The sequence below is a fragment of the Streptomyces sp. N50 genome, assembly GCF_033335955.1.
In the GTDB taxonomy this organism is placed as follows: Bacteria; Actinomycetota; Actinomycetes; order Streptomycetales; family Streptomycetaceae; genus Streptomyces.
The window spans coordinates 4552277-4565132 of the sequence record NZ_CP137549.1 but is presented as its reverse complement, the minus strand read 5'-3'; the positions used below and the strand labels follow the sequence as shown (position 1 = coordinate 4565132).

Annotated in this window: 12 protein-coding genes and 1 tRNA gene; 6 read left to right on the top strand and 7 right to left on the bottom strand. The window is 69.4% G+C overall.

What is annotated here, in order from left to right; translation table 11 throughout:
* Positions 1-21: 21 nt before the first annotated feature.
* From R2B38_RS20265 to R2B38_RS20250, 4 genes are all read right to left on the bottom strand, one after another.
* On the bottom strand, positions 22-351 hold the full coding sequence (locus R2B38_RS20265; RefSeq protein WP_043675918.1) for a rhodanese-like domain-containing protein: 330 nt from the start codon (positions 349-351) through the stop codon (positions 22-24).
* A 14-nt stretch (positions 352-365) separates the two neighbouring features.
* Positions 366-1442 (bottom strand): hypothetical protein, encoded by a 1077-nt coding sequence (locus tag R2B38_RS20260; RefSeq protein ID WP_411978479.1) that lies wholly within the window; start codon positions 1440-1442, stop codon positions 366-368.
* A 467-nt stretch (positions 1443-1909) separates the two neighbouring features.
* Positions 1910-3328 carry a DUF2252 domain-containing protein gene (locus R2B38_RS20255; RefSeq protein WP_318017476.1) on the bottom strand — a complete coding sequence of 473 codons (1419 nt, stop codon included), beginning with the start codon at positions 3326-3328 and terminating at the stop codon, positions 1910-1912.
* Between the two features lie 358 nt (positions 3329-3686).
* Positions 3687-4049, bottom strand: coding sequence for a helix-turn-helix domain-containing protein (locus tag R2B38_RS20250; RefSeq protein WP_318017475.1), 363 nt, complete (start codon positions 4047-4049; stop codon positions 3687-3689).
* Between the two features lie 178 nt (positions 4050-4227).
* On the opposite strand from R2B38_RS20250, the gene R2B38_RS20245 reads away from it, so the two are divergent.
* Positions 4228-4881 (top strand): FMN-dependent NADH-azoreductase, encoded by a 654-nt coding sequence (locus R2B38_RS20245; protein ID WP_318017474.1) that lies wholly within the window; start codon positions 4228-4230, stop codon positions 4879-4881.
* Positions 4882-5039: 158 nt separating this feature from the next.
* On the opposite strand, the gene R2B38_RS20240 is transcribed toward R2B38_RS20245, so the two are convergent.
* The 3 genes from R2B38_RS20240 to R2B38_RS20230 all read right to left on the bottom strand — a co-directional run bounded on the left by R2B38_RS20240 (position 5040) and on the right by R2B38_RS20230 (position 6202).
* Complete coding sequence (locus R2B38_RS20240) at positions 5040-5270, bottom strand: hypothetical protein (RefSeq protein WP_318017473.1); 231 nt, start codon at positions 5268-5270, stop codon at positions 5040-5042.
* A 7-nt stretch (positions 5271-5277) separates the two neighbouring features.
* Positions 5278-5742 (bottom strand): hypothetical protein, encoded by a 465-nt coding sequence (locus R2B38_RS20235; RefSeq protein ID WP_318017472.1) that lies wholly within the window; start codon positions 5740-5742, stop codon positions 5278-5280.
* A gap of 376 nt (positions 5743-6118) precedes the next feature.
* Positions 6119-6202, bottom strand: a tRNA-Leu gene (locus R2B38_RS20230).
* A 614-nt stretch (positions 6203-6816) separates the two neighbouring features.
* Between R2B38_RS20230 and R2B38_RS20225 the strand changes: the two genes are divergently transcribed.
* The 5 genes from R2B38_RS20225 to R2B38_RS20205 all read left to right on the top strand — a co-directional run bounded on the left by R2B38_RS20225 (position 6817) and on the right by R2B38_RS20205 (position 12777).
* Positions 6817-7665: a DUF3662 and FHA domain-containing protein gene (locus tag R2B38_RS20225; RefSeq protein WP_318017471.1), complete on the top strand. Its 849-nt coding sequence runs from the start codon at positions 6817-6819 to the stop codon at positions 7663-7665.
* 10 nt (positions 7666-7675) lie between these two features.
* A complete protein-coding gene (locus R2B38_RS20220) occupies positions 7676-8197 on the top strand; it encodes an FHA domain-containing protein (protein ID WP_019073543.1) in 522 nt (173 codons plus the stop codon).
* Positions 8198-8287: 90 nt separating this feature from the next.
* On the top strand, positions 8288-9826 hold the full coding sequence (locus R2B38_RS20215; protein WP_318021744.1) for a Stp1/IreP family PP2C-type Ser/Thr phosphatase: 1539 nt from the start codon (positions 8288-8290) through the stop codon (positions 9824-9826).
* Positions 9827-9856: 30 nt separating this feature from the next.
* The gene (locus R2B38_RS20210; RefSeq protein WP_033285712.1) at positions 9857-11293 is read left to right on the top strand and encodes an FtsW/RodA/SpoVE family cell cycle protein; all 1437 of its coding nucleotides are present in this window, start codon (positions 9857-9859) and stop codon (positions 11291-11293) included.
* Positions 11290-12777: a penicillin-binding protein 2 gene (locus R2B38_RS20205; RefSeq protein WP_318017470.1), complete on the top strand. Its 1488-nt coding sequence runs from the start codon at positions 11290-11292 to the stop codon at positions 12775-12777. Before R2B38_RS20210 ends, R2B38_RS20205 begins: the two co-directional genes overlap by 4 nt.
* Positions 12778-12856: the final 79 nt, after the last annotated feature.

Sequence of the window (12856 nt, the reverse complement as noted above, 5' to 3'; positions counted from 1 at the left end):
CGGCTACAGCTACAGCTACAGCTACAGCACGAAACCCGGCTGGCCCTCGTCCGTGACGACGGGTCGGCCTGCGGCGGCCCACACCTGCATGCCGCCGTCGACGTTCACGGCGTCGATGCCCTGCTGGGCCAGGTACATCGTGACCTGGGCCGAACGCCCGCCGGAGCGGCAGATCACATGGACCCTGCCGTCCTGCGGCGCCGCCTCGGTCAACTCGCCGTACCGGGCGACGAATTCACTGATGGGGATGTGCAGCGCCCCCGTGGCGTGACCCGCCTGCCACTCGTCGTCCTCGCGGACGTCCAGCAGGAAGTCGCCGTCCTTGAGGTCTCCGACCTCGACCGTGGGCACACCAGTTCCGAAACTCATGGCCCGACGCTACCCGACGGACCTTCCGACGCGTGCGGCTGTGCGAGCAGGTTGGCCAGCTCGGCCTCCCGCTCGGCGACCTGGGCGAGCAACTGCTCGGCGATCTCGTCGAGAAGACGGTCCGGGTCGTCCGGGGCGATCCGGAGCATGGAGCCGATGGCGCCCTCCTCCAGTTCGCGGGCGACGAGCGTGAGGAGTTCCTTGCGGTGGGCGAGCCATTCGAGGCGGGCGTAGAGCTCCTCGCTGGGGCTCGGGCCGCGCTCGGCCGGAGCCGGTCCCGCCGCCCACTCCTCACCCAGCTCGCGCAGCAGTGGGGCGTCACCGCGGCTGTAGGCGGCGTTGACCCGGGTGATGAACTCCTCACGCCGCTTGCGCTCGTCCTCGTCCTGCGCCAGGTCGGGGTGGGCCTTGCGGGCCAGCTCGCGGTAGAGCTTGCGGGCCTCCTCGCTGGGGCGCACCCGTTGCGGGGGCCGGACCGGCTGGTCCGTGAGCATCGCCTCGGCCTCCGGGAACAGACCGTTGCCGTCCATCCAGCCGTGGAACAGCTCCTCGACCGCGGGCATCGGCATCACCCGGGCCCGCGCCTCGTCCGCCTTGCGGATGTCCTCGGGGTTGCCGGTGCGTGCGGCCAGGGCCTCGGCGATCCGGGCGTCCAGCTCGTCGAGGCGGGTGTACATCGGGCCGAGCTTCTGGTGGTGCAGCCGGGAGAAGTTCTCGACCTCGATGCGGAAGGTGTCCACCGCGATCTCGAACTCGATCAACGCCTGCTCGGCGGCGCGCACGGCCCGCTCCAGCCGTTCTTCGGGCCGGGGGGCGGCACCGTCGACGGGGTGGGCGTCGGTCGGGCGGGCGTCGGTGGGAGGGGCCTCGGTCGGAGGGACGTCGGCATCACGGGAGTCGGCCGCAGGCAAGTCGGCAGCACGGAAGTCGGCCGCACCGCCCTCGGTGCCCTCGCTCACGGAACCATCGCCCGCCACGGCTCCGGCGGCGGACGGCACCTCGGCACCCGTCTGCTCCGGTGCCGGTTCACCAACGGGCACGGACTGGGACTGCTCAGCTTCCGGGGTCGTCACCCGCCCAGCGTAGGCCACGGCCCGACGGGCGACGGGGCGTCGGCTGTACGGGGGCCTTGTGGACGGCGGGTGACCTCGCCGACGGTGGGGCGTCGGCTGTGCTGCCAGTGCCTTGGGTGAGCTGTACCAGCGGTGCCGGCTGTGCTGGCGATGTCGGCTGTGCTGGCGGTGTCGGCTGTGCCTTCTGAACGGCGGGTCATGTCGCCGCCGGTGCGGGTCCCGCCATGCAGCCAGTGCGGATGCCGCCTCGCCGCCAGTGCGAGTCCCTCCTCGCGGACAGACGGTCCGAGGTGCCTCGCCGCCCCGATCAGCGCCCCCGCCCGCGATCACAGCGGGCACCCGCACCCGCTCACCGTTCACCGCTTCCCGCTCACAGCTCCGGCTCCGGCTCCGGCTCCGGCTCACGGCTCACGGCTCACGGCTCCGGCTCACAGGCTCACAGCTCACAGCCCACAGCTCCCAACCGCCTACACCCCCATCTCCGCCGCGATCCGCCCCGCCCGCACCGCCCCCACCAACTCCGCGTGGTCCGCCTCGGTCCGGTCGGCGTAGGCCACGGCGAACGTCGCTATCGCCTCGTCCAGTTCGTCCTTCTTGCCGCAGTACCCGGCGACCAGGCGCGGGTCGGCGCTGTGGGCGTGGGCCCGGGCCAGGAGGGCGCCGGTCATGCGGCCGTAGTCGTCGATCTGGTCGGCGGCGAGGGCGGCCGGGTCGACACTGCCCTTGCGGTTGCGGAACTGCCGTACCTGGAACGGGAGTCCGTCGACCGTCGTCCAGCCCAGCAGGATGTCGCTGACGACCTGCATCCGCTTCTGGCCGAGCACCACCCGCCGGCCCTCGTGCGCGACGGACGGCGCGTCGAACCCGGCGGTCAGCAGATGCGGGACCAGCGCCGAGGGACGGGCCTCCTTGACCTGGAGGACGAGCGGTTCGCCGCGGTGGTCGAGGAGCAGCACGACGTACGACCGCGTGCCCACGCTGCCCGTGCCGACGACGCGGAAGGCGACGTCGTGCACCGTGTGCCGGGCGAGCAGCGGGAGACGGTCCTCGGAGAGCGTGTCCAGGTACTCCTCCAGGGACGCCGCCACCGCCGCGGCCTCCGCGTCCGGGATCCGCCGCAGCACCGGCGACGCGTCGACGAAGCGGCGCCCGCCGTCCTCGGCGGCCTCGGTCGACCTGGCCGCGAACCGTCCGCTGGTGTTGCCCCGCGCCTTCTCGGAGACCCGCTCCAGCGTGCCGAGCAGGTCACGGGCGTCGGCGTGGGAGACCAACTCCTCGTCGGCGATGGCGTTCCACGCGTCCAGCACCGGGAGCTTGGCCAGCAGCCGCATGGTGCGGCGGTAGGAACCCACCGCGCCGTGCGCCGCCGTACGGCAGGTGTCCTCGTCGGCGCCGGCCTCCCGGCCCGCGAGCACCAGCGAGGCGGCGAGCCGCTTGAGGTCCCACTCCCAGGGGCCGTGCACGGTCTCGTCGAAGTCGTTGAGGTCGATGACCAGGCCGCCGCGGGCGTCGCCGTACAGGCCGAAGTTGGCCGCGTGGGCGTCGCCGCAGATCTGGGCGCCGATCCGGGTCATGGGGGTGCGGGCGAGGTCGTAGGCCATGAGTCCTGCCGAACCGCGCAGGAACGCGAAGGGTGTGGCCGCCATCCTGCCCACCCGTATCGGCGTGAGGCCGGAGATGCGGCCGCGGCCGGACTCCTCGACCGCGGTCACCGCGTCGGGGCGGGAGGCGTCCAGATCGAGAGCGGCGTGCGCGCTGCGCGGAACGCTCGCCCGCAGCGCCTTCCCCTCCTCCTTGGGCGACCCCTCCACGGGCCAGGTGGCGAACCCCCGCACCCCGGGCAACCTGCGCCCCGCACCGCCCACACGGATACCAGCCTCGGTCATACCGACCGCCTCCCCCGTACACACACCCACGCTCACACGTGCGCTCGTCCGAACATCAACTCGCGACGACCGTACAACCGGCGGCGAAAACACGTCAGACCCTGTGGACAACTCCGCGGCTGTGGAAAACCGGTGCCGATCGCGGCCTCACCGGTACCAATTGAGGTCCCACCGGTACCAATTGAGGTCTCAGCGGTGCCGATTGAGGTCTCAGCGGTGCCGAGCGAGGCCCCCTCCGATGCCGATGGAGGCCTCGGCGATCGGCGCCCCTGCCCGCCCCGGGCCCAACCCGACGGGCCACCCCGAGCTACCGGACGTACCCCGACCCGCCTGCCTGTCTACACCCACCTACCTCGGCCTAACACCCGCTCGACTGCCACCCCTCGCGCAGATGCACCTGCGCCCACGCGCCGAGTTCCCGAAGTGCCGGTCCCAGCGCCTTCCCCGACTCCGTCAGCCGGTACGAGACGCGCAGCGGCGGGCCCTCGTCGACCTCGCGGACGAGCAGCCCGGCGGCGCCGAGTTCCGTGAGGCGGTCGGAGAGCATGCGTTCGCTGATGCCCGGGATCGCCCGGCGCAGGTCGGCGAAGTGGACGGGCTGCGCCATCAGGACGGCCACGATCGGCCCGGTCCAGCGCTTTCCGAACAGCTGGAAGACACGGGTGATGCCGTCGTCGACCTTCTTGCACTGATCCGTGCCGTGACTCTGCTCGACCGCCATGCCCTCAGGGTACTGCCCTCCCGTACGGGGATGAAAAAAAGTAAGTACCTGTGTTATTCATAGTCGAGTACGAAAACTCAGCTACTGAACAACGCGACGGGACTGCCGCGCCCAGCACCCGTTCGACGCCTCGTCCGGCACCCGTCCGGCACCTCGCCGACACCTCTTGGAGACCCCCATGGCCACGCTCCTGCACATCGACTCGTCCGTGTTCCCCGCCGGCGCCTCCGCCTCCCGCGCGGTCGCCGACGCCTTCCGCACGTCCTGGGAGGAACAGCACCCGGAGGGCACGGTGATCCACCGCGACCTCGCCGCGAACCCCGTTCCGCACATCACCGTCGACGCCCACACCGCCGGCTTCGCCGACCCGGCCACGCACACGCCCGAGCAGGCGGTGGCCTTCGCCGAGCGCGTGAAGCTCATAGAGGAGCTGGAGCAGGCGGACGCGGTGCTGATCGGCGCCCCGATGTACAACGCCACGATCCCCTCGACCCTGAAGGCCTGGCTGGACAACGTGATCCTGATGGGCCGCACCGCGGGGACCGAGGACTCGAAGGTGAAGGGCATCCCGACCGTCGTGATCGCCAGCCGCGGCGGCGCCTACGGGCCGGGCACCCCGCGCGAGGGCTACGACTACGTCCAGAACTACCTGAAGGCGGTCCTCGTCGACGCCCTCGGCCTGGACGCCGAGTTCATCGTCCCGGAGCTCACCATGGCCCCGCAGAACCCGGCGATGGCCGACCTGGTCCCGCTCTACGAGGCGTCCCGCGAACGCGCCCTCGGCGACGCGGCCACCAAGGCCAAGACCCTGGCAGAACGCCTCGCAGCCTGACCCGACGCCCGGCCTCCGCCGCTGTCCCGTCTCCGGCCCGGCTCCGTTTCAGGTGAGAACAACGTGTGATTGTCCTCACCTGGGACGGGGCTCGCCGAAGCATCACGGAAGCCGGCGCCCAGCTCGTTTCCCACGCTGCCGCGGCACCGTGCCCGAGCTCACTCACTCTCCTTGTCCCGCTTCCCCATCCAGGACTGGCAGATCCACCGGGCAAGCGCTCCCACCAGGACGGCGACGACGATCGCCCCCCAGTCGATGACGTGCGGAAGCCCGGGAAAGAAGGCGAAGAAGGCGAGCGTCACCACGAGGCCCGCCACGAATGCGGCGATCCCGGCCGACCGCCGTCGCGCCTCCGAGGACTGTTCCCGCCCTTGCTGCTGATCGATCATGAACGGCTCACTTCGTGATGTGGTGGCACTGACTCACCCGCCGCACCCCGTTGACATAGAGATGCGCACACGCCTTTCCATAACGAGGCAACGTCTGGGGAGAGTTGTTCCTCATCGGGTCGATCTTGCACTCGGGATGCATCCGCCCTCGGGACGTCCGGTAGGTCCTGTTGCCGGCGTCGGCATACGTGAAGTCGATGCGCCAGTTGCAGAACCCGCTGCTCAGCGCCCCGACGAAGGCGCAATCGACGCCCGCGTTCTGATAGGTGATCCGCTTCCCGCCACCTCGGACGATGTGCGTGAACAGGCACCCGGTCGGAATCTTCACCGTCATGCCGCCGACGCTGTACTCGAAGGTCCGGACAGGAGTCGACCCGACAGCCCCGGCCAGAGCCACCGGCGAGCTCGTCAGCACGAGAGCACACGCGGCAGCCAGAGCCGCGAAAAGCCTGGATCGGTACAGCGCGACCATGAACAATCCCCTTCGGCGGAGCATCTCTTCCGACCGGAAAGAACTCCATCGCCGCGATCATGTTTCTGGCAGATGGGATGGTTCACCGACTTGAGTGATCAAGAGATAGCGCGCTGACCAGGTGATTCGTTTCCTCGCCGCAAGAGCACACCCCTGGGCACCTGGGCCCTCGAACCCGCCCGACCCCGGCCGGACACCCTCCAGCCCGAAGAGTGAGACAGCCCACACTTCAGCAACCCACCAAGGATCAGCAGCCTCAAAGGGCGACCACGCGACCGTCCCGCACGACCGTCCGGGCACAGCAAAACGGGCTCATCGTGATCACGATGAGCCCGTCTCGTCGGTGCTGTCGGACACCTTCATCGGTGTCCTTCTGTGCGCGAGGGGGGAGTTGAACCCCCACGCCCTTTCGGGCACTGGAACCTGAATCCAGCGCGTCTGCCTATTCCGCCACCCGCGCATTGGGTGTGTCCTCGGGCCCTTCCCCTGGGGGCTGGCGCCTTCCGACATGCAGAAGATTAGCACGGTGCACGGGGTGGATTCACATCCCTTTCCCCTGGGCAGGACCCCCGTTCCCGCGGGCGGGACGACCCGCGCGAGGCCCCCATCAGGGGTCACCAGCTCGCACCCGCCCCTCCCGCCGTCCCCCGGCCGACCCCCGCCGACCCCTGGCCGGACCCCACCACCCCCTCCGACCTCCCCCTCCGAACGCCCCCCACCCCCCGCCACGTATCAACACACGTATCAACGTGGACCGGTTCACGTATCAACCTCGTACCGGTAACCGCCATCTCCCCAGGAGGCGGCCAAGGTCCACAGTCAGGTGCGGGACACTTGTCTGCGGCCCCCTCTACGATCCTGGGCAGGAGTACTGACGGGAGTACTGCCAGGAAGTAGTGGCAGAAGGAGTTCGACCGGGCCGACAAGGGGGAACCAGCCGATTTACCGGCGCGTGGATACGATCAGTAAGCAGTACCAAGGCAGTCAGCACGACAATCGGCCCGACAATCACCACGGCAGCCGGCACGGCGGTCGGTACGACAGCCAGTGCGGCAACGACGGAGGAGGTGCCCCATGGGAGTCCTGAAGAAGTTCGAGCAACGCCTCGAAGGTCTGGTCAACGGCACCTTCGCCAAGGTGTTCAAGTCCGAGGTCCAGCCCGTCGAGATCGCCGGCGCCCTCCAGCGGGAGTGCGACAACAACGCGACGATCTGGAACCGCGACCGGACCGTCGTACCCAACGACTTCATCGTGGAGCTGAGCACGCCGGACTTCGAGCGGCTCAGCCCCTACTCCGGACAGCTCGGTGACGAGCTCGCCGGCATGGTGCGCGACTACGCCAAGCAGCAGCGCTACACCTTCATGGGACCCATCAAGGTCCACCTGGAGAAGGCGGACGACCTCGACACCGGTCTGTACCGGGTGCGCAGCCGTACGCTCGCCTCCTCCACCAACCAGCAGGCTCCCGGGACGCCCGCTCCGGCGGCGCCCCCGGCAGCGGGACGGCCCGGCGGGTACGGCTATCCGCCCGCCGCCGCTCCCGCGAGCGCCCCGCCGCCCATGCCGGCCGCACCGCCGCCCGGCGGCCGCGGCTCGGCGCCGTACCTCCAGCCCGCGCCCGCCGCCCCGGCGACCGGCACGCGGATGCGGTACTGGGTGGAGATCAACGGCGCCCGCCATCAGATCTCCCGCGCGACGTTGGTGATGGGCCGCAGCACCGAAGCCGACGTGCGGATCGACGACCCCGGCGTATCCCGCCGGCACTGTGAGATCCGGACCGGAACGCCCTCGACGATCCAGGATCTCGGGTCCACCAACGGCATCGTGGTGGACGGGCAGCACACCACCCGCGCTACGCTCCGCGACGGCTCGCGGATCGTCGTGGGCAGCACCACCATCATTTACCGGCAAGCCGAAGGGTGAAGCGGGGGCAATGTCAGAGCTGACCCTCACGGTCATGCGGCTGGGTTTCCTGGCCGTACTGTGGCTGTTCGTGATCGTGGCCGTGCAGGTCATCCGCAGCGACCTGTTCGGAACGCGTGTCACACAGCGCGGCTCGCGACGGGAAGCCGGACGACCGCAGCAGCAGGCCGCCCGGCAGGCGGCGCCTCCGCAGCAGCGCCAGCAGCAGTCGGGCGGGGGCGGCCGGCGGGGCCGTAACGCCCCCACCAAACTCGTCGTCAGTGAGGGAATCCTCACCGGCACCACCGTCGCCCTCCAGGGCCAGACCATCACCCTGGGCCGGGCGCACGATTCGACGATCGTGCTGGACGACGACTACGCGTCCAGCCGTCATGCCAGGATCTACCCGGACCGCGACGGCCAGTGGATCGTCGAGGACCTCGGATCCACGAACGGCACGTACCTGGACCGGTCCCGGCTGACGACCCCCACACCGATTCCGCTGGGCGCGCCGATCCGCATCGGCAAGACCGTCATCGAGCTGCGGAAGTAGTACGAAAATGAGCGAGCGGAGCGAGCACGCAGCGGCGGACCGCCTGGCGGACCCCGGCGCGCTCCCGACCGGAGGGTGGGCACCGTGCGGATGTACCCGGAGCCGACGGGCGAGGTGCGCATGAGTCTGTCACTGCGCTTCGCCGCCGGATCGCACAAAGGCATGATCCGCGAGGGCAACGAGGACTCCGGCTACGCCGGTCCACGCCTCCTCGCGATCGCCGACGGGATGGGCGGCCAGGCCGCCGGTGAGGTCGCCTCCTCCGAGGTGATCTCCACCATCGTCTCGCTCGACGACGACGTGCCGGGCTCCGACATCCTCACCTCGCTCGGCACCGCCGTGCAGCGGGCCAACGACCAGCTGCGGATGATGGTCGAGGAGGATCCCCAGCTGGAGGGCATGGGCACCACGCTCACCGCCCTGCTGTGGACCGGGCAGCGGCTCGGCCTCGTGCATGTCGGCGACTCGCGCGCGTACCTGCTGCGCGACGGCGTGCTGACCCAGATCACCCAGGACCACACCTGGGTGCAGCGGCTGGTCGACGAGGGCCGGATCACCGAGGAAGAGGCCACCACCCACCCGCAGCGCGCCCTGCTCATGCGCGCGCTCGGCAGTGGCGACCACGTCGAGCCGGACCTGTCGATCCGTGAGGTCCGCGCCGGCGACCGGTACTTGATCTGTTCCGACGGGCTGTCAGGAGTCGTCTCCCACCAGACGATGGAGGACACCCTCGCCAGCTACCAGGGCCCCCAGGAGACCGTCCAGGAGCTGATCCAGCTCGCCCTGCGCGGCGGCGGCCCCGACAACATCACGGTGATCATCGCCGACGTCCTGGACCTCGACACCGGCGACACCCTCGCCGCGCAGCTGTCGGACACCCCGGTCATCGTCGGCGCGGTCGCCGAGAACCAGCTCCACCAGCACGACAACACCATCATGCAGACCCCGGCGGGCCGCGCCTCCGGGCTCGGCCGCCAGGTGCCCGGACAGAACGGCGGGGGCGGCGAGTTCGGCCCGCCCGGCTCCGGCGACACCACCGGCTACGTCCCCGAGGGCAGTTTCGGCGACTACACCGACGACGACTTCGTGAAGCCCTCCAAGGGCCGCAAGTGGTTCAAGAGATCCTTCTACACCGTGCTCGCGCTCGCGGTCATCGGCGGCGGCCTCTACGGCGGCTGGCGCTGGACGCAGACGCAGTACTTCGTCGGCGCCAACGGCGAACACGTCGCCCTGTACCGGGGCATCAGCCAGGACCTCGCCTGGGTCTCGCTGTCGAAGGTGGAGAAGGACCACCCCGACATCGAACTCAAGTACCTCCCGCCCTACCAGCAGAAGCAGGTCAAGGCGACGATCGCCGAGGGCGGTCTGCAGGACGCCCAGAAGAAGATCGACGACCTCGCCGTGCAGGCCTCCGCGTGCAAGAAGGAGTCCGAGCGCGAGAGCGCCGCGACCAAGCCCAGTGGCACCACGGGAACCACCAGCACCTCGCTCACGTCCAAGGCCACGCCGAAGCCGTCTCCTTCGACCACGACTTCGACGTCCCCGTCCCCGACCCCGTCTGCGACTCCCAGCCCCGGTCCCAGCCTTTCGGAGGAAGAGCAGCAGGTCGTCTCGCAGTGCAGCAAGTAATAGGCAAGCCGTGAGAGGCCCCGTCACACGATGAGCAGTTCTACCAACACGCCGTCGCACCACACGTCCACGATCGGCTCCATCGGCGCACCGAGCCGGCGCAACACCGAGCTGGCGCTCCTGATCTTCGCCGTCGCCATCCCGGTGTTCGCCTACGCCAACGTGGGCCTGGCCATCAACGACCAGGTGCCGTCCGGGCTGCTGAGCTACGGCCTGGGCCTCGGCCTGCTGGCCGGCGTCGCGCACCTGGCCGTTCGCAAGTTCGCGCCGTACGCGGACCCGCTGCTGCTGCCACTGGCGACGCTGCTGAACGGCATGGGACTCGTCATCATCTGGCGGCTCGACCAGTCGAAGCTGCTGCAGTCCATCAACCAGGCGGGCAACGCGGCGCCCCGGCAGCTGCTGTACACCGCGATGGGCATCGGACTGTTCGCCGTCGTCCTGATCTTCCTCAAGGACCACCGCGCCCTGCAGCGCTACACGTACATCTCCATGGTCGGCGCGCTCGTCCTCCTGCTGCTGCCGCTGGTGCCGGGCCTCGGCGCCAACATCTACGGCGCGAAGATCTGGATCTCGGTCGGCGGATTCTCCATCCAGCCCGGTGAGTTCGCGAAGATCGTGCTCGCGATCTTCTTCGCCGGCTACCTGATGGTAAAGCGCGACGCGCTCGCGCTGGCCAGCCGCCGCTTCATGGGCCTGTACCTGCCGCGCGGTCGCGACCTCGGACCGATCCTGGTCGTCTGGTTCATCTCGATCCTGATCCTGGTCTTCGAGACCGACCTCGGAACCTCGCTGCTGTTCTTCGGCATGTTCATCATCATGCTGTACGTCGCCACCGAGCGGACCAGCTGGATCGTCTTCGGTCTGCTGATGTCCGCGGCCGGCGCCGTCGGCGTGGCCAGCTTCGAGTCGCACGTCCAGCAGCGCGTCCAGGCCTGGCTCAACCCGATGAAGGAGTACACGCTCAGCAAGACCGTCCTCGGGCACTCCGCGCAGTCGATGGAGGCCCTGTGGGCCTTCGGCTCCGGCGGCACGCTCGGCACCGGTCTCGGCCAGGGCCACTCCGACCTCATCCGGTTCGCCGCCAACTCCGACTTCATCCTCGCCACCTTCGGCGAGGAACTGGGCCTCGCCGGCATCATGGCGATCCTGCTCATCTACGGCCTGATCGTGGAGCGCGGTGTCCGCACCGCCCTCGCCGCGCGCGACCCCTTCGGCAAGCTCCTCGCCGTCGGCCTCTCCGGCGGTATGGCCCTCCAGGTCTTCGTCGTCGCGGGCGGCGTGATGGGCCTGATCCCGCTGACCGGTATGACGATGCCCTTCGTGGCGTACGGCGGTTCCTCCGTCATCGCCAACTGGGCGCTGATCGGCATCCTGATCCGCATCAGCGACACCGCCCGCCGCCCGGCCCCCGCGCCGGCCCCCAGCCCCGACGCCGAGATGACCCAGGTGGTCCGCCCGTCATGAACAAGCCCCTGCGCCGGATCGCGCTCTTCTGCGGCCTCCTGGTCCTGACGCTGTTGCTGCGCGACAACTGGCTCCAGTACGTCAAGGCCGACAGCCTCAAGGACGACCCGAACAACCGCCGTGTCACCATCGCCCGCTACTCCACCCCGCGCGGCGACATCATCGTCGACGGCAGCCCGATCACCGGCTCCACGGAGACGAGCACCAGCGGCCTGAACGACCTGAAGTACAAGCGCACGTACAAGAACGGCGCGATGTGGGCGCCGGTCACGGGATACGCCTCGCAGGCCTTCGGCGCCAACCAGCTGGAGTCCATCGAGGACGGCATCCTCTCCGGCACCGACGACCGGCTCTTCTTCCGCAACACCCTCGACATGATCACGGGCAAGACGAAGTCCGGCGGCAACGTCGTCACCACCCTCAACGAGGCCGCGCAGAAGGCCGCGTGGAGCGGGCTGCAGAAGCAGGGCGGCAAGGGCGCGGTCGTCGCCCTCGACCCGTCCACCGGCAAGATCCTGGCGCTGGCGTCCTACCCGTCGTACGACCCCTCGACGTTCGCGGGCAACTCCACCACCACGGACGCCAAGGCCTGGCAGAAGCTCCAGAAGAAGTACGACCCGGACGACCCGATGCTGAACCGGGCGCTGCGCGAGACCTACCCGCCGGGCTCCACCTTCAAGGTGGTCACCGCGTCCGCGGCGCTGGAGAACAACCTGTACTCCTCCGCCGACGAGGCCACCAACTCGCCGCTGCCGTGGATCATGCCGGGCACCACCACCGCGCTGAAGAACGAGGGCAACATCCCCTGCAAGAACGCGACCCTGCGCGTCGCGCTGCAGTACTCCTGCAACACCGTCTTCGGCAAGGTCGGCGCCGACCTCGGCAACGCCAAGATGCTGGCCGAGGCGAAGAAGTTCGGCTTCGACACCGAGCAGTTCACGCCGATCCGCTCCAGCGCCTCGGTCTTCTCCGACAACATGAACCAGTCGCAGACCGCGCTGTCCTCGATCGGCCAGTACAACACCGCCGCGACCCCCCTGCAGATGGCCATGGTCGCCTCCGCGGTCGCCAACGACGGCAAGCTGATGAAGCCGTACATGGTCGACAAGCTCCAGTCGTCGGGCGTCGACACCATCGCGCAGACCGAGCCGGAAGAGCTCAGCCAGCCGCTGTCGTCGAAGAACGCGCAGATCCTGCAGTCGATGATGGAGACGGTCGTCGAGAAGGGCACCGGCACCAGCGCCAAGATCCCCGGCGTGACCGTCGGCGGCAAGACCGGTACCGCCCAGCACGGCGAGAACAACAGCGAGAACCCGTACGCCTGGTTCCTCTCCTACGCCAAGAACGCCGACGGCAGCTCGCCGGTCGCCGTGGCCGTGGTCATCGAGGACGACAAGGCCAACCGTGACGACATCTCCGGCGGCGGCCTCGCGGCCCCGATCGCGAAGAGCGTGATGGAGGCCGTCATCGACAGCAAGAAGTGACTCCGCTCACGTCCCCTTCACATCGGTGCACGTTGCGATACCGGTCCTGTATCGGGTGACGGGCTTGGCCAGGTCACAC